The organism is Bordetella genomosp. 4 (genome assembly GCF_002261185.1).
GTDB lineage: Bacteria > Pseudomonadota > Gammaproteobacteria > Burkholderiales > Burkholderiaceae_B > Bordetella_A.
On the sequence record NZ_NEVQ01000021.1, the window covers coordinates 91,741 to 115,389 of the forward strand.

At 58.7% G+C, this 23,649-nt stretch carries 25 protein-coding genes; 15 read left to right on the forward strand and 10 right to left on the reverse strand.

What is annotated here, in order from left to right:
- Positions 1-59: 59 nt before the first annotated feature.
- Together CAL20_RS20705 and CAL20_RS20710 are read left to right on the forward strand one after the other, a co-directional pair.
- Positions 60-425, forward strand: coding sequence for a hypothetical protein (locus tag CAL20_RS20705; protein ID WP_256981664.1), 366 nt, complete (start codon positions 60-62; stop codon positions 423-425).
- Between the two features lie 21 nt (positions 426-446).
- The gene (locus CAL20_RS20710; protein WP_094838857.1) at positions 447-1,244 is read left to right on the forward strand and encodes a hypothetical protein; all 798 of its coding nucleotides are present in this window, start codon (positions 447-449) and stop codon (positions 1,242-1,244) included.
- Between the two features lie 90 nt (positions 1,245-1,334).
- Here the strand turns inward: CAL20_RS20710 and CAL20_RS20715 are convergent, their stop codons facing one another.
- Positions 1,335-1,988, reverse strand: coding sequence for an HAD family hydrolase (locus CAL20_RS20715; protein ID WP_094838858.1), 654 nt, complete (start codon positions 1,986-1,988; stop codon positions 1,335-1,337).
- Between the two features lie 154 nt (positions 1,989-2,142).
- Here CAL20_RS20715 and CAL20_RS20720 point away from each other — a divergent pair, with 154 nt between their 5' ends.
- A complete protein-coding gene (locus CAL20_RS20720; RefSeq protein ID WP_094838948.1) occupies positions 2,143-2,952 on the forward strand; it encodes a prephenate dehydratase in 810 nt (269 codons plus the stop codon).
- Positions 2,953-3,020: 68 nt separating this feature from the next.
- Positions 3,021-3,464 carry a GNAT family N-acetyltransferase gene (locus CAL20_RS20725; protein ID WP_094822963.1) on the forward strand — a complete coding sequence of 148 codons (444 nt, stop codon included), beginning with the start codon at positions 3,021-3,023 and terminating at the stop codon, positions 3,462-3,464.
- A 17-nt stretch (positions 3,465-3,481) separates the two neighbouring features.
- On the opposite strand, the gene gph is transcribed toward CAL20_RS20725, so the two are convergent.
- Together gph and CAL20_RS20735 are read right to left on the reverse strand one after the other, a co-directional pair.
- Positions 3,482-4,174, reverse strand: coding sequence for a phosphoglycolate phosphatase (gene gph / locus CAL20_RS20730; RefSeq protein ID WP_094838859.1), 693 nt, complete (start codon positions 4,172-4,174; stop codon positions 3,482-3,484).
- 10 nt (positions 4,175-4,184) lie between these two features.
- The gene (locus CAL20_RS20735; protein WP_094822965.1) at positions 4,185-4,973 is read right to left on the reverse strand and encodes a helix-turn-helix transcriptional regulator; all 789 of its coding nucleotides are present in this window, start codon (positions 4,971-4,973) and stop codon (positions 4,185-4,187) included.
- Positions 4,974-5,084: 111 nt separating this feature from the next.
- Here CAL20_RS20735 and CAL20_RS20740 point away from each other — a divergent pair, with 111 nt between their 5' ends.
- A complete protein-coding gene (locus CAL20_RS20740) occupies positions 5,085-5,990 on the forward strand; it encodes a DMT family transporter (protein WP_143277088.1) in 906 nt (301 codons plus the stop codon).
- Positions 5,991-6,104: 114 nt separating this feature from the next.
- Here the strand turns inward: CAL20_RS20740 and CAL20_RS20745 are convergent, their stop codons facing one another.
- Positions 6,105-6,818, reverse strand: a complete 714-nt coding sequence (locus CAL20_RS20745) for a TetR/AcrR family transcriptional regulator (protein WP_094822967.1) — start codon at positions 6,816-6,818, stop codon at positions 6,105-6,107.
- Between the two features lie 179 nt (positions 6,819-6,997).
- On the opposite strand from CAL20_RS20745, the gene CAL20_RS20750 reads away from it, so the two are divergent.
- From CAL20_RS20750 to CAL20_RS20775, 6 genes are read left to right on the forward strand one after another with little or no spacing between them, the layout of a single operon-like run.
- Positions 6,998-8,257, forward strand: a complete 1,260-nt coding sequence (locus tag CAL20_RS20750) for an alpha/beta hydrolase (protein WP_094822968.1) — start codon at positions 6,998-7,000, stop codon at positions 8,255-8,257.
- A gap of 20 nt (positions 8,258-8,277) precedes the next feature.
- A complete protein-coding gene (locus tag CAL20_RS20755; protein WP_094838861.1) occupies positions 8,278-9,174 on the forward strand; it encodes a VOC family protein in 897 nt (298 codons plus the stop codon).
- Positions 9,175-9,192: 18 nt separating this feature from the next.
- Entirely contained in the window at positions 9,193-10,869 is a 1,677-nt protein-coding gene (locus CAL20_RS20760) for an AMP-binding protein (protein WP_094838862.1), read from the forward strand.
- Positions 10,866-11,342, forward strand: coding sequence for an acyl-CoA thioesterase (locus tag CAL20_RS20765; protein ID WP_094822971.1), 477 nt, complete (start codon positions 10,866-10,868; stop codon positions 11,340-11,342). The genes CAL20_RS20760 and CAL20_RS20765 overlap by 4 nt, the downstream gene beginning before the upstream one ends.
- A complete protein-coding gene (locus CAL20_RS20770) occupies positions 11,339-12,502 on the forward strand; it encodes an FAD-dependent monooxygenase (protein ID WP_094838863.1) in 1,164 nt (387 codons plus the stop codon). Before CAL20_RS20765 ends, CAL20_RS20770 begins: the two co-directional genes overlap by 4 nt.
- A 24-nt stretch (positions 12,503-12,526) precedes the next feature.
- Positions 12,527-13,498, forward strand: coding sequence for a Bug family tripartite tricarboxylate transporter substrate binding protein (locus CAL20_RS20775; protein ID WP_094838864.1), 972 nt, complete (start codon positions 12,527-12,529; stop codon positions 13,496-13,498).
- A 97-nt stretch (positions 13,499-13,595) separates the two neighbouring features.
- Here CAL20_RS20775 and CAL20_RS20780 read toward each other — a convergent pair whose 3' ends face one another.
- Entirely contained in the window at positions 13,596-14,075 is a 480-nt protein-coding gene (locus tag CAL20_RS20780; RefSeq protein ID WP_094822974.1) for a MarR family winged helix-turn-helix transcriptional regulator, read from the reverse strand.
- A 141-nt stretch (positions 14,076-14,216) separates the two neighbouring features.
- On the opposite strand from CAL20_RS20780, the gene CAL20_RS20785 reads away from it, so the two are divergent.
- Both CAL20_RS20785 and CAL20_RS20790 read left to right on the forward strand, forming a co-directional pair.
- Positions 14,217-15,104 carry an alpha/beta fold hydrolase gene (locus CAL20_RS20785; protein ID WP_094838865.1) on the forward strand — a complete coding sequence of 296 codons (888 nt, stop codon included), beginning with the start codon at positions 14,217-14,219 and terminating at the stop codon, positions 15,102-15,104.
- 21 nt (positions 15,105-15,125) lie between these two features.
- Positions 15,126-16,112, forward strand: coding sequence for a Bug family tripartite tricarboxylate transporter substrate binding protein (locus CAL20_RS20790; protein ID WP_094838866.1), 987 nt, complete (start codon positions 15,126-15,128; stop codon positions 16,110-16,112).
- A 15-nt stretch (positions 16,113-16,127) separates the two neighbouring features.
- Here CAL20_RS20790 and ftrA read toward each other — a convergent pair whose 3' ends face one another.
- Positions 16,128-17,108 (reverse strand): transcriptional regulator FtrA, encoded by a 981-nt coding sequence (ftrA, locus tag CAL20_RS20795; protein WP_094838867.1) that lies wholly within the window; start codon positions 17,106-17,108, stop codon positions 16,128-16,130.
- Positions 17,109-17,231: 123 nt separating this feature from the next.
- Between ftrA and CAL20_RS20800 the strand changes: the two genes are divergently transcribed.
- On the forward strand, positions 17,232-17,639 hold the full coding sequence (locus CAL20_RS20800) for a rhodanese-like domain-containing protein (RefSeq protein ID WP_094822978.1): 408 nt from the start codon (positions 17,232-17,234) through the stop codon (positions 17,637-17,639).
- 116 nt (positions 17,640-17,755) lie between these two features.
- Here the strand turns inward: CAL20_RS20800 and CAL20_RS20805 are convergent, their stop codons facing one another.
- The 4 genes from CAL20_RS20805 to CAL20_RS20820 form a co-directional block, all read right to left on the reverse strand.
- Complete coding sequence (locus CAL20_RS20805) at positions 17,756-18,742, reverse strand: Bug family tripartite tricarboxylate transporter substrate binding protein (protein WP_094838868.1); 987 nt, start codon at positions 18,740-18,742, stop codon at positions 17,756-17,758.
- A gap of 100 nt (positions 18,743-18,842) precedes the next feature.
- Positions 18,843-19,862, reverse strand: coding sequence for a cyclase family protein (locus tag CAL20_RS20810; RefSeq protein ID WP_094838869.1), 1,020 nt, complete (start codon positions 19,860-19,862; stop codon positions 18,843-18,845).
- Between the two features lie 31 nt (positions 19,863-19,893).
- The gene (locus tag CAL20_RS20815; protein WP_094838870.1) at positions 19,894-21,402 is read right to left on the reverse strand and encodes a class I adenylate-forming enzyme family protein; all 1,509 of its coding nucleotides are present in this window, start codon (positions 21,400-21,402) and stop codon (positions 19,894-19,896) included.
- A complete protein-coding gene (locus tag CAL20_RS20820; RefSeq protein ID WP_094838871.1) occupies positions 21,399-22,592 on the reverse strand; it encodes an acyl-CoA dehydrogenase family protein in 1,194 nt (397 codons plus the stop codon). The genes CAL20_RS20815 and CAL20_RS20820 overlap by 4 nt, the downstream gene beginning before the upstream one ends.
- A gap of 182 nt (positions 22,593-22,774) precedes the next feature.
- Here CAL20_RS20820 and CAL20_RS20825 point away from each other — a divergent pair, with 182 nt between their 5' ends.
- Positions 22,775-23,557, forward strand: coding sequence for an IclR family transcriptional regulator (locus CAL20_RS20825; protein WP_094838872.1), 783 nt, complete (start codon positions 22,775-22,777; stop codon positions 23,555-23,557).
- Positions 23,558-23,649: the final 92 nt, after the last annotated feature.

Here is a 23,649-nt window from a genome sequence, read left to right on the forward strand (position 1 = left end):
GACGCCTCGAAAATCAAGCACTCAGCTTTCAACAGTCAAACTTTTGGGTAACAGTCAAAATGAGAAAACTCGCGCTGTTTGTTGTTCTGTCATCACTGCTCGCGGGATGTACGTCTGCACAAATGAATATGCTGACGGGCAAGCGGAATAAAACCTACAACGACGTGAATGCGACTTGGGTGGGCAGCACAGAAGAGAAATTGGTTTCCAAGTGGGGACCTCCCAAAAAGAGCTATACGCTTGAAAGCGGGGCAAAAATTATTTCGTACGAAGATATCTGGGGCCCTATTTCCTCATATCACGTGTGCGTAGAGAAATTCATGATCGAGAAGGGTATGGTGACCAAGTGGGGGATCTCGGGTTGCCCGGCGCGCATTTCGGGAACGCTGCCGAAAGACACGCCGATTCCGGAACCGACCCTGTAGGGCGAGCGTCGTGAGGTCCCCATGTCCCTCATGCTCCCAGCTCTACACAGCCAGTACTTGGAAACAGTCCGCACGGCAGTTGCTGCAGATGCGCGACTGACCGCGCTGCTGGCAGCGGGCTCGTATATACACGGCGGCTTTGACCAATATTCGGATCTGGATTTCGTCATTGTCTGCGAGGACAACAGCTACGACGAGGTCATGGCCTCACGGCTGGCGTTCGCGCAGCGGATAGGCGGGCTGCTCTCGGCTTTTACCGGAGAGCATGTGGGCGAGCCGAGACTGCTGATCTGCTTGTACGGGCCGCAGCTGCTGCATGTGGATTTCAAATTCGTGACGCTGGGCGATCTGGATCAGCTGGTGGAGTGCCCAGCCGTGCTGTTTGCACGTGACGCACAAGTCATCGAGGCCCGGCTGGATTCGGCGGCGATTGCATGGCCAGAGGCTACGCCCGATTGGCTGGAGCGCCGAGCATGGATCTGGCTGCATTACGGCGCCAGCAAGCTGGCACGCGGCGAGGTCTATGAGGCCATCGGTATTCTCGGATTCTTTCGCGAGCAGGTGCTTGGCCCCATGCTGCATCGCAGGGCGGGACAACGGCAGCGCGGAGTCAGGAGGATAGAGACGGTGGCTGGGGACGCTGGGGCGCAGCTGGCGACGACGGTGCCAACGTCTGATAAGGCGTCAGTCCACGCAGCGCTATTGGCCGCGATTGCGCTCTATGTTGAACTGCGCGCAGATGAGCCGCCGTCTGAAGCCGTCAGTCATATGCCGGAAGCGCTATACGATTATGTGAGCAGACATGCTGGCGCTTCATGAAAATGAACTGCTGGGACAGCGTCACAAATTAGCATGGGTCTCGCCTAAGTAGCGACAGCTACGCGTCACGCCTGCCACGTTATCCCTTGTTTAACCCCTGGCAGGGAGCAAGACACCCAGCTCCTGTAACCGGGCAACCAACTCATCAGCGTTCTGGAAATGAATGCCGTGAAGGCCTTCTCGCTCTGCCGCGTCAACGTTGCGGACGTTGTCATCAATGAAGACCGTTTTCTCGGGGCTCAGATGGTAGCGCTCGATGATCAGCTTAAAGATGGCTGGATCGGGTTTGATGATACGTTCGCGGCCGGAAACCACGATTCCCTCAAACCAATTCAAGAATGGGAACCGTGCCTCCGCAATGTGGAACGTCTCTGCCGACCAATTTGTCAACGCCAGCAATCGGAGGCCGAGGCTACGCAACTGCGCGAGAACCTTGACGGTCCCCTCGACCTCGCCCGGTATCATTTCTGACCAACGATCGAAATAGGCATTGATGTTCGACTCGTGTTCCGGATGTCGTGCGGCCGCTTCTGCAATAGCGTCCTTCCATAGACGGCCACGGTCCTGTTCCTCGTTCCATTCCGGAGTGCACACGACGGATAGGAAATGTTCCATTGCGACTTCGTCAGAACCAAAGATTTTTCTGAACAGATGGCGTGGGTCCCACTGGATGAGAACATTACCCAGGTCAAAGATGATCGTATCTATACAATGAGACGACGGCCGTGCAATGCGATGGATCATGTTTTTCGGGTCCTCCTTGTCAGTGGCTATGCGGTGGGACTGGACCTATTGTAGGAGTCTTCGATTTAACCCAAAATAGCCTGATAACGAGGGGAAAGTCTTGAACATTAAATTCTTGTCGGCAGCGGCCGGCTTTTCGATACTGGTGGCATCTATGTCTTCAAGCCTGGCCGGCCAGATTGGCTATCTCGGACCTGCTGGATCGTGGACGCACCAGGCATGTCTCGATTTGTTTGGTGCCAGCGAACTTGTCGCATTGTCACGGGATGAGCTCTTCAATGGCTATAAGTCCGGTAGCCTTGAGCGCGCTTGTGTTCCAGTAACCACATCTGTAGTTGGTGTGACTCCGTACATGGATGCTGTACTGGACTTGCCCAATGTGATGATTGTTGGAGAGTATCCAAAGATGCTGGGTTATAGCTTGCTGGCCAAACCCGGCACGAAGCTGTCCGACGTCAAGGAGGTGCTTGCACACCCCGTGGCGTTCGAAGAGGTAAAACCCTGGCTGGATCGAGAAATGCCTACGGTTAAACGCACTGAGGCCGCTAGCGGAGGGGCTGCGGCAAAAACTGTCGCGGGCAGCGAAACCACCGAGAAAGCATCCTTTGGTCCCAAGGTTGGCGCTTCAGTGTATTCGCTCGTCTCTTTGGTCGACGGCATTGAAGAAGGTCCGCACAACGTGACGCGATGGTGGGTTCTCGGGCGATCTATGCCCGCCCCGAGCGGCAAGGACAAGACGTCGCTAATGGTGGACACTTCTGACGATGACTTTAATGCAGTGCTTGCTGCGCTAGTCAATGCAAAGATACCGGTCTTGACGATATACGAAAGGCCGAGCAAGAAGACGTTGGACATGCATCGATATTTGATCGAGGTCGCCGGCCACGCCCGGGAGGAGCCTCTTGCTTCTTTGCTGAACGCCAACCAGAGAATCCGTCTGTTGGGTTCATACCCGCGAAAATAGATATCGTGTTGCCAATTGCTTGGGAGCCTCGCTGTCAGGCAAAAGAAACCGCCGAGAAATCGTCGCTTATGAATCTGACCTTTGCCAGTACAGACTCGTCCGATGCTGATGTCCTAGTCGACATTCGTATTGCTGCAATGCGCGACAGCCTGGAGCGCATTGGGCGTTTTGACCCACAACGCGCCCGAGAGCGTTTTCTGGCATCTTTTGACCCTCCTCTGTGCCGATTCATAGTCGCTGATGGTGTTCGAGTAGGCTTCATTTTGATTCGCCCACGAGAGGACCACTGGCTTCTGGACCATTTTTATATCCTGCCCAACCATCAAGGAAACGGTATTGGCGCCGCAGTCTTGCGCGCCGTATTCAAGGATGCAGACGCCCATCGCATGGAAATCCGCTTAGGAGCCTTGCGCGATAGTGATTCAAACCGTTTCTATCAGCGCCATGGCTTCGTGCCGACTTCTGAAGGGGAATGGGATATCTACTACGTTCGAAAGCCGAGTAGAGAATGAACTCGCCACCCAAACGGTTACTCGTCATTGAGCAAAGCGACGCAAGCGTCCACTAGATCATCAAAGTGATGCAGCAGAATGTCCGGGGCTAGTTCAGCGGCGGGGATTTCGGTATAGCCGAAGTCGACCAAGATCAGAGACGTCCCAGCAGATCTTGCGGCTCCGGCGTCGGTGTCGGCGTCACCTACCATGATCGTGCGCGCAAGATCGCCGCCTACGGCATCCACGGCCTCAATAAGATGGGCGGGATTAGGCTTGGCCGCTGTTACGGCGTCCAACCCTACTATTCCGTCAAACAAATCTGCCATATCTAACTTGGCCAGCAACGTTCGTGACAGATCGGTGGGTTTATTGGTGCATACCACCAGCTTCGCTCCTGCGGATTTGAGGACCCTCAGAGCATCAATCACGCCAGGGAAGGGTTTACTTTCGTCCGCAATATGCTCGGCATAGTAACTAATGAAACGGCCAAACAAAGCCGCCGTGCGGGCTGCTGGATCTGAATCACCAGCGTTCTCAAGACCCCACTGCAACAGCCACCGCGCGCCACGACTAATAAATGGACGGCCTGCTTCATACGCTAGCGGCTTAAAGCCTTCCGACATAAGGATTGCGTTCACAGCGCCAATCAGATCGGGAGCTGACTCGACCAGGGTGCCGTCCAGGTCGAATGCGACGGTTGCTCCGTTAAGAATGCTTAGATTCCTCATCTTTTAAAAATCAATGGAAGACAATTCGACGGTAAATCGTCGGCGAAACCCCGAACCTGGAGGCGAACGCGGAAGTGAGATGCGCATGACTTGAAAAGCCACAATCCAGGGCTACGGTGGTGACCGGCACATTTGCGTTTCGCAGCAGCTTCTGAGCTCTGTTCAGGCGCCGACTGACAATGTACTGATAGGGCGTAACGCCGGTTGCGCGGCAAAAAGCAGTGGTGAAGTGGAATTTGCTTAATCCCGCTTCATTCGCCATTTGTTCCAGTCCTATGTCCCGATGCAAGCATTCTTCGACCAAATCTGCTAGCCGTTTTACCATGGTCGAACTTAGCGAACTTGGACGCTGGTCTCGAGATGCTGAACCTATGCACCGGCGGTATTGATTCGCCAATTCGGCTCCCAACTCCTGCCGCAAAAAATCTGCTTCGCAAGGTGCGGCAGTCAGCACGCGATAAGCAGATCTCATTAACGCCGGAAAATTCACGCATCTATGTCCAGCATCGCAACGAAGCAAATCACGCTCCGCCGCGTCACGCCCCATAACGTCCCGCCACTCAACCACGTCGAACTCCACCGACAGCCAGTCCGCATCCAGACCTGTTGTATGAACATGCTCTGTTGCGGGAGGAACGAACTCCAACGCCCCGGCGGGCCAACTCACCGAGCGTAGCGCTTGACCATGGTATGCCTCTGCGCCATATCCGACGCCCATACGAATTCTGATGGTCGGAGCCGTATTCATGATCGAGCGCGGCGCACTATGGGCTGCGCCCGGAACCCATTTGAACCTCATAGAATCCCCTGCAAATAATCTGCGCAGCAAACCGCAATTTCTTGAAAGCGCGAGGTTGAAATCACGTCGTAATCTCTGCTCTCACCATACCATGGGAGCAATTCTCAAACCGTGCCATCGAACACCAACTATCAACGGATGCAAGTACAAGGTGCCTCGAACCTGGGCGGCGTGCTGTGGGCGCTCGCTGGCATGGGGTTGTTTTCCTTTATTTATGTATCCGGAAAACTTAGCGGGACCGGCGCCTCCGCCCTGCAGATCATGTGGCTTCGATATGTCGGCGGGTTCGCGACGATGGCACTGGCCCTATTGACGCAACGCGACATCGCCCGGGCGCTCTCCACAGCCCAGCCGGTTCTACATGCATGCCGGGCGGCGGCAGGAGGTCTAGGCGGTGTTGCCGCCATATTCGCCGCCGCCCACATGCCTGTCGCGTCTGCGAGCGCCATTGGCCTAATGGACGGACTCCTTACCGTTCTATTGGGTGTCATTGTTCTGCGCGAACATGTGTCGCTGCGTCAATGGATGGCCACGATAGTGAGCTTGGCTGGTGCGATGACGGTGGTAGGCTCACAAGGAGCGTTCTCTGCATGGGGCACAGACTCCGCCGGGCCAGCATTCATCGCGCTGTTGGGAGCGCTGCTCGTCGCACTCGAAAGCATCCTGATCAAGACCCTCGTTCATGCCGAATCCACCTTCACTGTGCTCTTCTATGTGAACTTTTTTGGATCATTGATTCTCGCCTGGCCAGGGCTCGCAAACTGGCATGGCATACCGGTACAGTGGCTACTCGCTTTCCTGATGCTGGGTCCCGTGGCGATTCTGGCGCAGTACTGCAACATCAACGCATTCAGACGAGCGAGTGCCAGCGTAGTTGGCCCCATTCGATACAGTTGGGTCGTCTACGGTGCTGCGTTCGGGATGTTGTTCTTTAATGAGCCAATCTCTTTAGCCACAGGTATAGGTATAACCTTGGTCCTCGTTGGAGGAGGATGGCTTGCTACCTCAAAAGCCTGAAGTTGTTGTGCGTCGCGGTACCACCTGATCTTTCCGAACTGGTGCCCAAGGCCAGATGAAACATCGGTCCACGCAGCGCTATTCAATTACCCGAAAAATTGACTCCGCCGAGCGTCATGTAGCATCCGAAGTTTTGTCAATAATCTTCTCGAGATAGTCAAGGTCCTCCCGAACCAAGCGCAGAGATTCCCGTGCATCTGCTGGCGAGCGCGATCTTCGCGCCTCATCACGCAATAGCGCATTAACTCCCATTTCCGCCATCAGGTCGGCGACTTCAGCAATGCTCAATCTGCCGGACGGCTTGTACCACCAAGCCGACCAATTGCACATGCCGATGAGACTGAAGGCGGCTACGTGCGCATCAACCATCCGGAATTGACCTTCACGGATCCCTCGCTCAATTACGCTACTGAAGTTATCGAGCACATTGCGCCGCGCACTTTGCATCGCGGCGCGCTGCTTGCTAGTCATATCGGCTTGCGTGCGATCCGCAACTCGAAATTCAGCGGGACGCGACAGTATCAATTGAGCATGTTGAGCCACTAGCGCGCGTAACGCGGACACTGGATCGAGATCGTCGCGCGCGACCGTATCTCCTGCCAGCTTTCGCGCATCGGCCAGCACCTCTTCTGTCAGCGCTCGCTGAATCGCATCCTTGCTCTTGAAATAGTAGTAGACGGCAGTACGGCTCAGTCCCAGCCGTTCGGCGATGTCTTGAATACTTGTGCCGGCCGATCCCCTCTCAATGAACAGCTTTGCTGCCACGTCCAGAATCGCACTTCGCAACGCGTCACCCTTCAGGTTGACCTTTGTCGAAATGTCATTCACCACGATTTTCCTCATTGCGATCGTGCATAGCGCCGATACCTGTCCCTAATTCATCTTTTGCAGTCTCTATTGTCCTCAAACTGACGTACGCGTCAAATTGCTCAAATCAATTGACACTACTGTCAATAATTCGTCTAATGAGACAAATTCGATGCGAGGCACATCTGAAGGAGACCAATGTGACCAAAGAACTGACCACAAATGGGGTCAATGCGGGCTTCCTGAATACCGACTGGAATCCGCGCGACCTGCCGTCGGGGGCCACGACCCGCAACGTCGTGCTACGCACTGATGACAACGCCGCAACTTCTGGATCTCTGTACTTACCGGCTGGGTATCGGCCGGATACCGTCGTCTGCGTAATGCATCCCCGCGAGTTCATGGCGTGTCACTACCTCATTCCCGACATCGTGGGATCAGGATGTGCAGCATGGTCGCAAGGCGCGCGATCCGTCGGTAATGACCTGCGACTGGAGCACGAGATTGCCCTGCATGACGTTGCCGCGGGCATGCGCTTTTTGCGTGATCAAGGTTTCAAGAACATCGTGTTGCTGGGCAACTCAGGAGGCGCGGGCCTCTACAGTCTGTATATCCAACAGTCATCTCTTCCTGCTGCCCAACGAATTGCCCGTACGCCAGGCGGCAAGCGCAGCGGTCTTCCGGAGTTGGACATGCCCGCAGTCGACGGCATGGTGCTCGTCGGCCCTCACCCTGGCCAGGGCGCGCTGCTCCTTAATTGCATCGACCCCTCGGTTGCTGATGAAGATGACGCCCTGTCAGTCGTCGCTGCGCTCGATCCGCTCAGTCCCGACAACGGGTATCGGAAGGCGGGTGAGGCGCGGTATTCCGCCGAATTCATTGCCAACTACCGCGCAGCCCAACGGAATCGGGTCGCACGACTGGATCAACGCGCCCGCGAGATCATTGCCATGCGGCTTGATGCGCGCGAGCAGATCAAGACCGGAGCCAACACCTCCGCAGAAGTTCGGAGACGGGCAGCTCACACCCCGGTCATGACTGTCTGGCGTACAGACGCAGACTTGCGCTGTTTAGATCTCAGCATCGACCCCTCGGATCGTCACCCGGGCTCGCTGTGGGGCAAGGATCCCTACGCATCCAACTTCGGAGCCGTTGGTTTCGCCCGCTTCTGTACCCCCGAGAGCTGGCTGTCCACATGGTCAGGCCTATCGTCCAACGCCACCCTCGCGTTGACTGCCCCCGCAATCATCCAGCCGACATTGATCATCGAATACACCGGCGACCAAGCCTGCTTTCCTGCTGATGTCAGAGACATCCATAACGCGATCAACGCGCAGGATAAACAGCACTTGCGCATCCGAGGCGATCATCACGGACGCGCATTACTGGAACAGGAAGAGCCCGGCCGATATCAAGCGGGCCGCGAACTTGCCTCCTGGCTGCAAGCACGCTTTCTTTAACTCTACATCGGAGTAGCTCAATGATTTCAACTCCTCCCACGCCCCGGTCTTTGGCGCTACATGGCGTTGACCACACGGCACGCCCGACCTGGCGTCTGCGCGAAACGATCAACTTCTATCGCGATATCTTGGGCCTGCCACTAGTGCACGTTATTTCGGCGCGCGGCTGGGGACCCGAAACGCATCCTGACTTCCTGCACTTTTTCTTTGACAGCGGCCAGGGCAGCACGATTGCTTTTTTCTACTACCTGGGATCCGACGAGCCAGATTCGGTACGTGCACGCCGTAGCATGCGCCCTCTCCCTGACGACCATGTCGGCGATGCGACCCATACCGCGTGGCTCGTCCGAGACGAAGACGAACTGAAGGCGTGGAAGCACCGGCTGGAATCCGCCGGGCTGGACGTCTCCGTCGAAACCCGTCACGAGGTCATTGAATCCATCTACGTTCGTGATCCCAACGGATATTTCATTGAATTCACTCGCAAGCTTCGCCCCCTGGCGGCAGTAGATGCCATCGACGCTGCCCTGACCATCCAAGCCGCCATCGAACTCGAAGATGAAGCGATATCCGCCGGCCTGCGCGTCTCCCAAGTGGATCACATCTGGGCGCGTAAAGCCGCGCTGCTGGCGTCCGCTGAAGGAGTGGGCTCGAAGCAACTGTCGGGCGTTCGAATCTTTGTGCCACGTGTCGAAGAATTTTCCGCCCTGGTGCGTAATGCCGAATCGCGTGCTGAATGCGAGGTGCAAGCCGGTGAGTTCTTCGACTGCATACAAAGCACCGGTCCCCTGGAATTCCGGCGCAAGACGTTGGGACTAAAGCCTGCAGTTTGGTATGGCCTTTTCACCGGTGGCGTAAGCGGAAACATCACCACTATGGACCGAGACCTGGTTCGAATTGAACCCGCTGAAGCTTGATAACGGGGGAGGAGACACATGCGAGATATTAAATTCCCCATAGAGGGCGTTACGTACCACTCGGACGAACGATCGCAAGCCTATTTCAAGAGTGGCGCCTGGCGTGCGCAAACAGTCGGTCAAGTCCTGCGCGATACCGCGACTCGTTGCGGCGAGCGCCCTGCACTCATTACCGATCAGGGCACCCTAACCTTCGCCGAGCTAGACGCGCAAAGTGAAAGACTGGGCGCAGCCCTGCTAGATATCGGGTTAAGTCCAGGCGACCGCGCAATCTTTCAAATGGGCACGACCCTTGAGACTGCGGTGACCCTTTTGGCCTGCTACAAGGCTGGAATCATTCCGGTCTGCTCGCTGCCCCAGCATCGCGCGCTCGAGATCGGCCAGCTTGTCCGGCAATCCGCCGCGCGCTGCTATTTCGTTCAAGCGGACTTCGGCTCCTTTGATCTCGTCGGTTTTGCTAAGGAAATGATGAGATCGCACGACAGCCTGGAACACCTCATTGTCGCCCGAGGTACTGCCAATGACGCAACCTTGCTTCAGGCGCTAATTGACGACATGCCACTTGAGCAAGCGCGCGCGCGTCTTGCAAAGGACCAGCCTGGATCCGAAGACGTCTTGGCCTTTCAATTATCCGGCGGCACCACTGGCATTCCGAAGATCATTCCTCGCTTTCACGCTGAGTACCTGGCACACGCCCTCGCGTGCGCGCGCTTGTACGAAATGGAGGAAGACGATCGAATCATCTGGGCATTGCCGCTCTTGCACAACGCCGCTCAAGTCTACGTGCTGATGCCCATGATTCTTATAGGGCTTTCCGCGGTCTTGATGCCGCGCGTGGATGTCCCGCGCATGCTGGAATTGATCGAAGAACATCGCGTCACCCGCGCTATTTCAATTGGTCCCATCGCGCCGCAGTTAATGGCCTACGAGAACTTGGCGCGGCATGATCTGTCGTCTCTGCGGTTATTCACCACGATGAGTGCCGCCGACCGATTGGAAGATCATCTCAAGGTGCGTTGCTCCAACCTCTTTGGAATTACAGAAGGCTTGCTGCTGGGTACACCTCATACGGCTTCCGAATTTGTCCGTCACCGGACACAAGGGCGGTCAGGCTGTCCGGAGGACGAAATCCGACTGCTTGATCCAGCTAGCGAACGTCTGGTCGAAGCCGGTCAGATGGGAGAACTCTGCTTCCGTGGTCCGGCAACCATACCTGGCTTCTTCGATGCGTCCGAAGCCAATGCGAAAGCATTTACGTCCGACGGCTTCTACCGCACCGGTGACATGATGACCGAGGTGGTACATGACGGAAAAACCTATTACGCATTTCAGGGACGGCTACGCGACAACATCAATCGTGGTGGCGAAAAGATCGGCTGCGAAGAAGTCGAGGCGTTGGTGGGCGCCCACCCGGCAGTGTCTGAGGCGCGACTAGTCGCCATGCCAGACGAGCTATACGGCGAGAAAGGGTGCATTTTCATTGTCCCTCGGCCTGGCCATCACGCCCCGAGCGTCGAGGAGCTCCTGACGTATCTCGTCGCCCAGGGCCTTGCGAAATACAAATGCCCGGAACGCGTAGAAGAAATCGCAGCTTTCCCAGTGACGAAGGTCGGCAAGCTCGACAAGGCAGCACTGCGCAAAACGATCGCCGAAAAGCTCAACAACGAAGCTGAAGCCGCAGGACGAAAACCATGATCGCCACCGAATACATCGTCAGCGACTCGCCTTTTGTGATTCGCAGGCGCGTCAAATGGGGCGACTGCGACCCGGCTGGCGTCGTATACACCGTCACGTTTAGCGAGTACGTCATCTCCGCAGCGGAGCTTTTCTACGAACGCCTGCTCGGAAATACCCCGCAATCATCCAAGGACGAGCATGGCTTCGGCACTCCCACGCGGGCGCTCACCTTCGATTTCCATGCCACCCTTTGGCCCGACCAAGAATTCGACATGACCGTCTCTGTCGAACATATCGGCGAACACACGTACACCCTGAACATTACGGGTACTGTGCACGGCAACCCCGCATTTGTGGCGAAGCTCACCCCCATCTGCGTTGCGCGCGGTGAACGCCGGGCAATCCCCATTCCCGCCATCATGCGCGACGCCTTGCTCACGTATCAGGCCGCCAATCCGATGGCGGCCCCCTTCCGGAGTCCCCAAATATGAAAATTGCAATCATTGGGGCTGGTCCCGCCGGCCTGTATTTTGCTCTTCTGGCTAAGAAGAACGACCCAGGTCATGACATTCAAGTGTACGAACAGAACCCTCAGGGCGCCACGTACGGTTGGGGCGTAGTCTTTTCAGACATTGGACTGAACTTTCTGCGGGATGCAGACCCGGATTTCTTCAAAGATTTTATCGCGCATCATGAACGATGCGACTACATGGAGATCGTTCACCGGGACGAGCGGATCCAAGTTCACGGCAATCACTTCTCCCGTACCGCTCGACTCAAAATGCTTCAAGTGCTGGAAAAAGCTTGTGTCCAGGCCGGCGTTCGAATCAAGTACGACCACCGCGTGGGAGACGTGTCGCTCCTGGCCGCAGAATTCGACATGGTCGTCGCCGCAGACGGATCCAACAGCCAAACCCGCACTCAACTCGCTCAACACTTTCAACCCACATTCGAAAAGCGACGCAACAAATTCGCCTGGTATGGCACACGCCAACGCTTCCATCCGGTGTCCTTGATCTTTCGTCAGACTGGACACGGGATCTTTATCGCCCATAGTTATCAATACAGCCCCGAGCTCAGTACCTTTTTGGTCGAGGTCGACCCTGACACATGGACACGCGCCGGTCTGAACAACGCCAGCGAAGAGGAAAGCCGCCGTTATTGCGCGGACGTATTTCGCAACGACCTGGGCGCCAACGAGCTTCTCGGCAATCGCTCGCTCTGGTTCGAAGCGAACATCGTGCGCAATGAAAACTGGTCGCACGGCAACGTCGTGTTGCTCGGCGACGCTCTGCGCACCGTGCACTTCTCGCTTGGCTCGGGAACACGCATGGCCATGCAGGACGCTATCGCGCTGCACCAGGGGCTTCGACAGTATCCGTCTGATGCACGCGCCGCATTCTCGGTCTTTGAGTCTCTGCGTCGGTCGCCGTCTACAAGCTTTCAAACCGCCGCCGCGCGCAGCTTGGATTGGTATGAAAACGTTGCAGACAAAATGTACCTGGACCCCGTTTCCTTCGCCTACGACTACATGCGACGCACAGGACAAGTCAGTCACGAAGACCTGCGTCACCGAGACCCCATCTTTACCGCAGCCTATGAAGCGAGAACCGAGCGTACGGGCAAAAAGGACGTCCGGCTCGTCCCATAAAACCACCCATACAATGGGGGAGACATGAAGAAAACTCTGATTTTTTCCTTGATTGCGTTCACTGCAGCTTGGAACGCCTACGCGCAAGCACCCGCATATCCCGACCGAAGCGTACGGGCCGTTCTCCCCTACTCCGTAGGAAGTGGCCCCGATGCGGTCGCTCGAATGGTAGGGGAACAACTCTCGAACGCGTGGAAGCAGCCATTCATCGTCGAAAACAAGCCCGGCGCCAATGGCTGGCTCGCCATCGGCGAGGTCAAACGGTCCGCCCCGGATGGCTATTCGATTGCCATCGTCGACAACACCCATATGACGTTGCAGCCCCACCTATATAGCAAGATGCCGTTCGACCCCATACAGGACTTCACGCCTGTCGCGCCCATATACACGACGAACTTCTTCATTGTCGTCGCAGCGAATTCCCCATGGAAAAACGTGGCCGATCTCGTTGAGGCAGCGCGTAGGGCCCCGGAGACCTTGACTTATGGAAGTTGGGGAATCGGCAGCGTTGCACACGTCGGAACCACGCTCTTTCAGCAGAAAACGCAGACGTCCATGGTCCACGTCCCCTTCAAGGAATTGCCGCAGCTGTATACGGCTGTTGCTAACGGAGAGATCAGTTGGGCCTTCGGTACAGCAGCGACCGTGCAGAACCTGTACCAGGCCAAACGTGTGAAGCTATTAGCCCTGGCGGCACCGCAACGCCTAAGCCTCTATCCTGATATTCCCACGGTATCTGAGGCTGGAGGGCCCGCGGATTTCACGCTCAAGACCTGGGTTGCCGCATTTGTTCCAAAAGGAACGCCATCAGACGTTATTCAAAAAATCGGCGGGTCCATCGCCACCGCGTTGACCACGCCGGCTTTGCAAGAGCGCTTTCGAACTTTCGGGTTCGAACCCTGGCCCACGGACCCAGCGGGCGTTGCTCGCGCGCAAGAACAAGACTCCGCTCATTTCGCCGACGTCGTCAAGCAAGCAAACATCTCCCTCAATTGATTCGTATAGGGCTCGCTATGACAAATTCGTTATGGATAGGGTAAATCGTACCTAGTCGATGCGTGCGCTGGTTCGGAAGTGGAGCACCGTAGCTACGCTACGGCGCCCAATGCTCCTTGCCACTCCATTCCGGCCCATGCGCACACAACTTCTGCAACAGTCTCTCGAAAGTCTGCCGCTCGGCGGATGATAAACACGCCATCATGTCATCCTCTCGCTGCTTCAGTGCTGGCATGAAGGTGTCATGCAGCCGTCGCCCCGCGGCGGTGATGTAGATGATGAGCCGGCGTTGGTCCTGCGGGTCGGCCTTGCGGCGCACGAGGCCTTTGGACTCCAGGGCCGTGATGGCTCGGCTGATGTTGTTCTTCAGGTGACCGGAAAAATCGCAGATGTCTGCAGCAGAAATCCCGTCTCTGAAGTACAGAAATATCAGCGAAAGAATTTCGGGCCGCGTCAGACCATGGCGGGCCTCAATGGCCCGAAACGACGGCTCGCGGTACGAGTTGATCATGTACCCCAACTTGTAGGCGAACGGAATCGTCACCCCATCGAGGATGTCACTGAGTGGCTGGTTCATGGCGTGGTGGCGTTGAGCATCCTACGAGTATAGAACTCTTGCCTGCTCCTAAGGAAAACCCGACCTTCAATATAGTTCCATATGGAACTATATGAGTCTATACTCCGATGCGTTCACACGAAAAAAAAGCAGTCGGAGACAATGAAGCGGACATACCTCTATTCCGGAACGGCGGAACACCCGGTGTACGCCGATGTGGTGGCATCCGCTGGCGGTGTGCGCAAGCCGCCCATCGTCATGCTGCATGGCGGCTTTCACAATGGCACGGCCTTTTTGGCAACGCCCGACGGGCGCGAAGGGTGGGCTACTTTCTTTTCGCGCCGGGGCCATGACGTGTATGTCATGGATTGGCCTGGCCACGGCCGCTCTCCGAGTACGCCTGCCTTCTCGCAACTTTCGATGGCCGACGTCGGGAGGTCCTCGGGCGCCCTGCTGCAGGAAATTGGCCCCGCCATTGTGTTTGCGCACTCTGCAAGCGGACCTGTTGCCTGGTGGGTGGCAGAGAACTACCGGGCCTTTGTCGTCGCAGTGGTCGGCCTGGCACCTGGTGCACCGGCAAACCTCGTACCTGCGCTTCCACCTGAGCCTGTTGCCCCTATCGATGGCGACACCACCGGCCATCCCATCTATGCACCGACCGACCGTCCCGCGTTTGTCGACCGAGCGTTCATGAAAGCCTTCTGGGCCAACAGCCCACGCTTTCCACACGAGGCGTTCGAAGCCTATGCGCGCTCCATCGGACCCGAGAGTCCGCGCATTTTGAATGAACGTTTCAACATTGGCGCCAGCGGCTTGCACCTGACGGATACCGCACAACTCCATGGCCTGCCCATGCTCGTGCTGACGGGCGATCAGGACCCTCGTCATCCGAAAGACGTCGACGGCGCACTTGCCGCGTTCCTGGGGGCCGACTTTGTCTGGCTGCCTGATGTGGGCATCACAGGCAATGGTCATATGTTGATGATGGAAGACAACCACGAACAACTGGCGGAACTCATCAGCCGCTGGCTCGCCGAAAAAGGCCTTTAAGGCTGAAAAAAAGGAGACAACATGCCATCACACTTCACACGCCGCAAGGCGCTGCGCGCCCTGACCCTGCCGGCGCTTGGCGTCGCGCTGGCTGGCTGGGCGCAAACCAGCGTCTCCGCCTCACGTCCCATCAAGATCATCGTCCCATGGGCGGCTGGCGGCGGTGGTGATGCCTTGGTCCGTGTCATAGGGCCGGTGTTGTCAAAGCGCCTCGGGCAGTCGGTCATCATAGAGAATCGTCCCGGAGCCATCGGCACAATCGGTAGCCTCGCGGGCGCCAGAAGTCCGGCGGATGGCCACACCCTGATTTATGGCAGCGCAGACTCGCACTCCATTGCGCCGCACATTCTCAACCCGCCGCCATTTGATGCAAAGAAGGACTTCGTGGCGATAGCCGCCCTGGGCTTCACGCCGCTGACGGTGATGGTGCACGCCTCGCATCCGGCAAAAACCTTGGAAGAATTCCTGCAAATGGCCCGCCAGGCCACAGAGTCCTTGACCTACGGCTCCTGGGGCCAGGGCAGCTCCGGGCACATCATCATGGAAGTCCTCAAGCAGACCACCCATACCCCGCTGCTGGCAGTGCCCTACAACGGCACGGCCCCTCTGATGCAGGCGCAACTCGGCCAACAAATCGACTGCGCCATCATCCCCACCATGGTGGCGGAACAACATGTGGCGGCAGGCACGATCCGGATGCTCGCCGTTACCGCCCCCCAGCGCCTGTCGGCGCATTCCGATGTCCCGACCCTGAAAGAGTTCGGTGTAGATATCGACATTGGACCTTGGCTGGGATTCGTGGCGCCTGCAAAAACGCCCGCCGATGTGGTGGCACGCCTTCACGCTGCTATCGCAAGTGCATTGACCGATGCTGGGTTGGCAGAGAGCATGCGTCAAATGTCGATGGTGATGACGCCGATGAGCGTTGGTGAGTACCAGGAGTTTTACGAGCGTGAGTATGACCGGTGGGGTAACTACATCCGGGCGGCAAACATCTCGTTGAGTTAAAGCAAGCGCGGCGCGTTAATCCGCACGTTTCAACGTCATCGCGCTGTGGCCGAATTTTTCCCGGTAGGCGGTGGGACTCGTCCGTACGATACGTCGAAAATGCCTGCGCATTGATTCCTCGGAGCCAAACCCTGCCAACTCGGCAATACGACTGATCGGCAAGGGGTTCTGCGCCTCGAGCATCTCACGAGCCGCCGCCACGCGTTCGCGTACAAGCCATTCATACGGCGCCATGCCAGTGGCATCATGAAACTGGCGCTGCAACGTGCGCGGACTCATCGCCGCGCGCTCCGCGAGCGAGCGCAAGGTGTGCGACAAAGCGGAGTGCTGGCGCATCCAGTCCATCAGCTTCGTGAGGCGCCCACTCTCGTCTTGCGGCATGGGACGTGGCACGAACTGCGCCTGCCCGCCCTCTCGATGCGGGGCCACCACAAGCCGCTGCGCGACCCGATTCGCCACTGATCCACCGTAATCGCGTCGCACCAGATGCAGCAACATATCCAGCCCTGCTGCGGAGCCTGCGGAGGTGATGATTTGTCCTTCGTCGACATATAAGGCATCCGGCTGAACGCGTACGTTCGGGTGGCGCTGCTGCAGCTTTGCGGCGTATCGCCAGTGGGTGGTCACGGTCTTTCCGTCCAGCACACCGGCCGCTGCCAGTACGAACACGCCAGAGCAAATCGAGCAAAGCCGCGCCCCGCGCTCGTAGGCCAAACGGATTTTCTTTAGCAGTGCCTCAGGCGGTAACTCGTCCGCATCGCGCCAACCAGGCACCACGATCGTATCCGCACGATCGAGCAGCCGCAGTGTGTAGGGCGCGGCGATCGTGATTCCGCCGGCGGCGCGCAGCGGGCCAGGCTCGCCCGCGCAAACGGCAAAACGATACCAATCGACGCCGAGCTCTGGACGCTCGAGCGCGAAAAGCTCGGTCACGCAGCCGAATTCGAACGTACAGAGCCGGTCGTAGGCCAGCGCGACGATAAGATGTTTGCCCATGGCGTAATGTTACCGGTGTTTGTCGATTACGCCACTTACCCGGAACGCCTTCTGACGCGAAAATGAGGCTCCTGGATCAATTTGCCAGGCGTTTTTTCCGGACAATCCGCTCAGAGTTGCAACATGTCGACCACTAACGCCGTTAACACCATCCCCGCTGCCGACCCCGCAATCGCGGTTGCCCATTTTCGCGCCGCGCTGCAATTCGAAACTGATTGCTCAGACGTCGCCAGCGCCCTCGCGACCGGCACGCCCGGTTTTGTCTTGCTGGACGTGCGCAGCCCTGCGCTATTCGCACAGGGCCACGTGCCGGGCGCGGTGAATCTGCCTCACGGCAAGATAGTTGAATCGAAACTCGTGGACTATCCCGCCGATACGCTCTTTGTCACGTACTGCGCGGGCCCGCACTGTAACGGTGCGACACGTGGCGCGTTGCGGTTCGCTCAGCTGGGACGACCGGTAAAGGTCATGATCGGGGGAATTACAGGATGGCTCGACGAAGGTTTCAGACTCGCGACCGGTGATGCCTGACATAGAATCGAGATTGCGGAGTCATATAGGCAGGAAACGGTCGTTGAGGTAGACGGCGCCTTTGAAAAGCCGAACAGACTAATTCGGGACTTGGCGCCGCACTGCGCTGCCACGGGCTAGTTGATGCGTGCCCCGGCCTGCTCTACTACCTTGCCCCAACGATCGTATTCCGACTTGATATAGGCGCGGTACTTTTCAATCGAACCGCCCAGTACGATGGTGCCTTGCTGGTCCAGTTTTTGCCGCACCTCAGGCGAGGCCAGCGCATTGTTGATGGCGGTGTTGATCTTCGCGAGCACCGGCTCGGGCGTTCCGGCCGGCGCCACGATGCCCTGCCAGGCCAGGCTCTCGAAGCCCGGAATCAGAGTTTCCGCCACAGTCGGCACATCGGGCATGCCCGACCAGCGTTCTTTGCTGGTGATGGCCAGTGCGCGCAGCTTGCCGGCCTGCACCGGCGAGATCACCGTATTCAGTGTGGTTGTGGTGAACTGCGTGGCGCCTGCAATCAGGTCTACCTGGGCCGGCGCCGTGCCTTTGTAGGCCACGTGGGTCGCTTTCAGGTCCAACATGCTCAAGAGCTGGGCGGCGGTCAGGTGTTCGATCGCGCCCACGCCCGAGGATGCATAGTTGTATTTGCCGGGCGCGGCTTTGATCATCTCGACCAGGGCCTTGGGGTTCTGAGCCGGCACCTGCATGTTTACCGCCAGTACCAGCGGCACTGCCGCCGTCAGGCCGGCCGGCGCGAAATCCTTCAAAGGATCGAAGCCAGGCGACTGATAGACCCAGGGCGCGATGACGATGGACGAGGTGTTATAGAGCAACGTGTAGCCATCGCCGGTGGCCTGCGTCAACGCGGTAGCGGCGATATTGCCCGCCGCGCCTGCCTTGTTCTCGACGATAACCGGCTGCCCCAGTTCGCTGCCCATTTTCTCGGCCAGGATGCGTGCCACGTTGTCGGTCGGTCCGCCCGGCGCAAAGCCTACCAGTAGGCGGATGGGCTTGGACGGCCAGTTGTTAGCCTGGGCAACGGCGTTATTACCTGCGGCAAGCGTGGCAACGCTGCACAACAGTGTGGCCCGCAGGATTCCGATTAGTTGTTTCATGTCTCTCTCCTTGTTGAAATCGTCGTTCTTATACGATGCGCGGAGTCTTGCGCCCTGACATGCCATCGGCCTCCTGAATTTCCAATGGCATGGCGGGCTGTTATACGGTGGCGATCGGGTTCAGCGGCGAGCCCACCGCACCGGGCAGATGCAACGGCGGCGCGGTCAGCAGAAATGCATGACGCTCGTGCCGTGCCAGCCAATCGGCCAGCGGGGTCAGATGCCACAGCTCGCCTAAATGCAGGCCCAACTTGAACAGGCAACGCTCGTGCAACGGCAGCAGCGCATGGCAGCCATCGCCCTTGAAATCGTAGGGCCGATCCTCGACCGCATAGTTGTCGGCGATCAGCGCAGCAATGCCACTATCGTCGATCCAGTCCAGCAATCGGCTGTCCGAGCCGTCGAGCACGGCGCACGAACGCGCCAGCCGCTGCGCGTCGGGCTTGCCGCCCATGCCCAGCACCACATCGGCGAAACCGGTGTGCAGGCACAGCATGTCGCCCTTGCGCACCTCGACGTGGTCATGGTCAATCACGCGCATCAGATCGTCGTACCCAACGCGCTTGCGCTCGTCGCCGAAATGGCGTCGCAGGTCGAGCAACACGCCACGTCCCTGCACCCCTTTGGCCGCCATGTGTTCGATGCCCAGCCTATGCGCGCGCGACGGGCTGTCGCGGTCTTCGTGTTGGTGCGAGAAATTTTGCTTGCCGGTGTAGCCGTTGTAGAACACGATCTCGGCCACCCCATCGCCATCGGCATCGAAATGCGAGCCGATGTGCGACAGCGCGTCCCATTGCGTCGAGTACTGCAGGCTCATGGCTACCATGTCGTCGCACGCCACGTCGGTAGTGTTGTGGTCGTGCTGAAAGGCGTGCAGGTACATGGGCTTGTCATCGCGCCGGGTCGGCATCAGGCGCGGTGGATGGCGCGCCGGGTTCAGTACGTTGCCGCCCGGCAGGTCCAGCGGCAGGCTCAGACTGAACACGATTCCCTCCTTCACCTCGGCCACGGCCTCGCGCACTTTCTCGGGAGTCAGCAGATTGAGCCGGCCCAGTTGGTCGTCATCACCGAAATCGCCCCAGTTCGAGCCCGGGGGTCGTTGTTTCCATCGTCTGGTCATGATTGTGTCTCCTGTGTTATCGGTGCAGGGGTTAGCGGCGCGCCGCATTCAGGTCGACGACCTGCGTTGGCAGGTCGGCCAGTAAATGGCGCTTTACTTTCTGCGTTTCGGTTTTGGGAATGGCGGGCACGAACGAAAAATAGCGCGGCGCCATATAGGCTGGCAGGCGCTCCTTTAGAAAGGCCTGCAGGGCCTTGGCATCAGGATCGCCCTGCAGCACCACGTATGCATGGACCTCCTCGCCCATGATGTCGTCGGGCACGCCGACCACTGCGCAGTCGCGAACCTGCTCGTGCTTGAGCAACTGTTGCTCTATCTCGGTGGGCGCAATCATTTCGCCGCCGCGCCGGATCAGTTCCTTTTGGCGTCCGTCGAAATACAGGAAGCCGTCTTCGTCCAGATAGCCGCGGTCGCCGGTGTGCAGCCAACCCTGCTTAAGTGTGCCGGCCGTGGCCTCGGGATTGCGCCAGTACTCAGAGAAAAACACGTGCGGGCGTTTGGAGCGTGCCACGATTTCGCCCTTGACGCCGGTGGCTACCGGCGCGCCCGCGTCGTCTACCACGGCCACCTCGATGCCCTCGCGTGCGTATCCCACCGAGCCGAAGCGTGCGCGCTGAGGCGTGTTCATCGACACCCAGCCGCCGGTTTCCGTCATGCCGTACAGCTCGCGCACCGCGATGCCGAAGCGCGATTCGATCGCTTCCCACACGCGGGCCGGCGCGCCACCACCTACGCACCAACGCAGAGCATGATCACGGCGCGGCTCGGGATAATGTTTGTCCAGGATGGACAGCACTGTGCCCACATACGTAAAACCCGTGGCGCCATGCGCTATCGCTTCGTCAAAGAAGCGGCTGGCCGAGAAATTCCGCAACAGCACCAAGGTGGCACCGCAGCCCAACACCGATGCCACCGCGTACATCTGTGGGTTGGCGTGAAACAGCGGCAGGAACACCAGGATGCGATCGGCGCGGGTCAATTCCAGCGAGTGCATCATGTCGTCGCTGGCAGCCACATACGCGCCGTGCGGCAGCGTCACGCCTTTTGGCAAGCCGGTCGTGCCCGACGTGAACAGGATGCTGTTCACATCGCCCGCGGCGCGCGATGGTCCGGCCCAACGTGCCGGCGATTCGGCTGGCGGCAGATCCATCGCGGCGTCGATCTCCAGCACCGGCGGTGCGCCTTCCATATTCTCGAGCGTGTCGCGGCGTGGCGCCAGCAGCTCGGGCTCGATGATCAGCAGACGCGATTCGCTCTTGGCCAGCGAGTAGCAAAACCCCTCGCCCACTAGCCCAGTGTTCAGCGGCACGCACACCGCGCCCAGCTCGCTCAGCGCGAACCAGCAGGCCAGAAAGGCCGGGCGGTTGCCGCACATCAACGCGACATGATCGCCCGGCCGCACCCCGGCGTCGTGCAGGCGTACCGCCATGGCGCTGACCATGTCTGCCAGTTCCCGATAGCGGTACTGGCGGGTTTCAAAAACGAGCGCAATGGCGTCGGGCTGGCTCTCGGCCAGGCTATACAGGCGGTCGGTGATCACGTCTTCTTGGGTCCGGACAGATGGTTGGCGGCAAAGGCGAGCAATTGCTTGCCAATGGTGTTCTTGAGAATTTCGGACGAGCCGCCGGCGATCTCATAGGCCTTGGCGTCGCGCAGATAACGGCCGAACGGCGCGTGTTCGGTCACGCCATAAGCGCCGCAGATTTGAATCGCCTGCTCGGCCGCGCGCGTGGCGACTTGGCTGGCTGCGAGCTTCGCCTCGCTGGCATAGCGCGCGATCTCGCGGTGTTCGTCCAACGCCACGCAGGCCTCGTACACCAGCAGACGGGCAGCGTCGATCTGGGTCGCCAGGTCGGCGAAATACCACTGAATACCTTGGAAACCCAGCACCTTTTGATCGAACGCTTCGCGGCCGGCTGCATAGGCCAGCGCGTTGTCGAATGCGGCGCGGGCGATGCCCAGGCTGATGGCACCGGCCATCGTGCGGGAAAAATCCAACGTAGTCACAGCCTGGCGCACGCCCTTGCCTTCGACGCCGATCAGGTGATCGTCGGGCAGGACCACGCCGTCCAGGATCAGATCCACGTGCGGACCGTTGCGCAGACCGAACGTGCCAGATGTCGGGCCGTTGAACGTCGATACCCCCGGCATGTCGCGGCGTACGAAAAACGTGGACACGCCATGGTCAGTCTCGGCCAGGACGATATAGGCCTCGGCGGCCGAACCCGAGGTGATGAACGACTTGCGGCCATTCAGCGTCCATCCGCCAGCGCTGCGTTGCGCCTTGGTATCCAGGCTGCGGATATCGCTGCCGTGATTCGCCTCTGTGAGCGCGTAGGCCGTGATCAGACCCTGGGCGAACTCCGGCAGCACGGCCGCCTTTAGCGACTCGGCGCCGAACTGGTTGATCAAGGTCTGCGCCTGCAAAATGGTGATGAGGCTGATCCCTACTGCTGCACTGCCGTACGAGGCCTCCTCGAACACCGCGGCGCAGTGCCCGTATGGGGCCGCGCCGCCGCCCCACTGGCGCGGCAGCGTCAGACTGGTATAGCCGTGGCGCGCCATGGTCTTGATGATGTGCACGGGGTACACGTCCTGCCGGTCGATGGCCTCGGCCTCGGGCAACACGGTATCGGCCACCACGCGCCGCAGCTCGTGCAGGAACGCCGGATCCACTCTGTCGCGCCACAGCGCGGGACTGCATTGGTATGACTTCGCGATGTCGATCATGTCCTTGCCTCCTCCCGAACGCGGTGACGCCGCCGGGTTGGGTTTGGACTATAGAAACGAAACGCGGCAAAATCGCGGATACCTATAAAAAGTTCCGCACTGCGGAACACTAGTACCAGCAGTCAGAAAAAAGGCGGCGCTCCGGGTGGCACGCCAGCACAACGACCAGGCAGGAGACAGCAATGGAGGACAACGGCACCCCGCGGGCCGGCGGCGATACCGTGCAAAGCGTCAGGCGCGCGCTGGAGATTCTGCGCATCCTTTCCTACAGTTCGTCATCGAGCGGCATGCGGTTTTCTGATCTGCAGGCGCAGAGCGGGCTGAGCAAGGGCACGCTACATCGTTTTCTGAAAACCCTGAGCGCTGAGGGTTTTGTCGAGCAGGCTGCGGGTAGCCGCGTTTATTACCTGGGGTTGGAGTTTCTGTCCATGGGCGAGCGCGCGTCCAATCGCCTCGACATCCAGGCCGTGACGCGGCCGGCGCTGGAGCGGCTGGCACATAGCACTGGCGACACGGTCATGCTGACGATACGCAGCGGGCTGGATGCGGTTTGTATTGACCGTAAAGAAGGCTCTTTTCCGGTCAAAGTGTTGACCCAGAACATCGGTACTCGCCGCCCGCTGGGTGTGGGTTCGGGTAGTCTGGCGCTGCTGGCTGCGTTTGACGATGGTGAGGTGGAGAATGTGCTGCGCCGTATCCAGGGGCGTTTGCAGCCCTACCCTAGTCTGGACGTGGAGAAGTTGCGTGCGATGGTGGCTGATACGCGCGAACGGGGGTATGCATTCAACCCGGGACATCTTCTCAAGGGGATGTATGGGATTGGCGTTGCGATTTACCTCGCTCGTCAGCCTGTTGCTGCGCTGAGTGTTGCTGCGCACTACGGCCGCATGGGGCCGGAGCGCCGCAGGGCTATTGCAGCGGCGCTCAAGCGAGAAGCGGATGGGGTGACTGAAGAACTCGGGTGACGATCGGGGTGTGCGGATGAGATAGTCTGGCGAGGTTCGCTACAAACTTTTTTCCAGGGGCATGTCGATTTTCGAGCATCAGGTTCGTCGTT

Coding starts and splice junctions, on each gene's coding strand:
- gph (WP_094838859.1), bottom strand. CDS start 4,174: ATGAGGAATCTAAGCATTCTTAACGGAGCAACCGTCGCATTCGACCTG.
- CAL20_RS20725 (WP_094822963.1), top strand. CDS start 3,021: ATGAATCTGACCTTTGCCAGTACAGACTCGTCCGATGCTGATGTCCTA.
- CAL20_RS20715 (WP_094838858.1), bottom strand. CDS start 1,988: ATGATCCATCGCATTGCACGGCCGTCGTCTCATTGTATAGATACGATC.
- CAL20_RS20780 (WP_094822974.1), bottom strand. CDS start 14,075: ATGAACCAGCCACTCAGTGACATCCTCGATGGGGTGACGATTCCGTTC.
- CAL20_RS20810 (WP_094838869.1), bottom strand. CDS start 19,862: ATGACCAGACGATGGAAACAACGACCCCCGGGCTCGAACTGGGGCGAT.
- CAL20_RS20720 (WP_094838948.1), top strand. CDS start 2,143: ATGTCTTCAAGCCTGGCCGGCCAGATTGGCTATCTCGGACCTGCTGGA.
- ftrA (WP_094838867.1), bottom strand. CDS start 17,108: ATGGGCAAACATCTTATCGTCGCGCTGGCCTACGACCGGCTCTGTACG.
- CAL20_RS20765 (WP_094822971.1), top strand. CDS start 10,866: ATGATCGCCACCGAATACATCGTCAGCGACTCGCCTTTTGTGATTCGC.
- CAL20_RS20800 (WP_094822978.1), top strand. CDS start 17,232: ATGTCGACCACTAACGCCGTTAACACCATCCCCGCTGCCGACCCCGCA.
- CAL20_RS20785 (WP_094838865.1), top strand. CDS start 14,217: ATGAAGCGGACATACCTCTATTCCGGAACGGCGGAACACCCGGTGTAC.
- CAL20_RS20770 (WP_094838863.1), top strand. CDS start 11,339: ATGAAAATTGCAATCATTGGGGCTGGTCCCGCCGGCCTGTATTTTGCT.
- CAL20_RS20805 (WP_094838868.1), bottom strand. CDS start 18,742: ATGAAACAACTAATCGGAATCCTGCGGGCCACACTGTTGTGCAGCGTT.
- CAL20_RS20775 (WP_094838864.1), top strand. CDS start 12,527: ATGAAGAAAACTCTGATTTTTTCCTTGATTGCGTTCACTGCAGCTTGG.
- CAL20_RS20755 (WP_094838861.1), top strand. CDS start 8,278: ATGATTTCAACTCCTCCCACGCCCCGGTCTTTGGCGCTACATGGCGTT.
- CAL20_RS20820 (WP_094838871.1), bottom strand. CDS start 22,592: ATGATCGACATCGCGAAGTCATACCAATGCAGTCCCGCGCTGTGGCGC.
- CAL20_RS20735 (WP_094822965.1), bottom strand. CDS start 4,973: ATGAGGTTCAAATGGGTTCCGGGCGCAGCCCATAGTGCGCCGCGCTCG.
- CAL20_RS20790 (WP_094838866.1), top strand. CDS start 15,126: ATGCCATCACACTTCACACGCCGCAAGGCGCTGCGCGCCCTGACCCTG.
- CAL20_RS20710 (WP_094838857.1), top strand. CDS start 447: ATGTCCCTCATGCTCCCAGCTCTACACAGCCAGTACTTGGAAACAGTC.
- CAL20_RS20760 (WP_094838862.1), top strand. CDS start 9,193: ATGCGAGATATTAAATTCCCCATAGAGGGCGTTACGTACCACTCGGAC.
- CAL20_RS20705 (WP_256981664.1), top strand. CDS start 60: ATGAGAAAACTCGCGCTGTTTGTTGTTCTGTCATCACTGCTCGCGGGA.
- CAL20_RS20825 (WP_094838872.1), top strand. CDS start 22,775: ATGGAGGACAACGGCACCCCGCGGGCCGGCGGCGATACCGTGCAAAGC.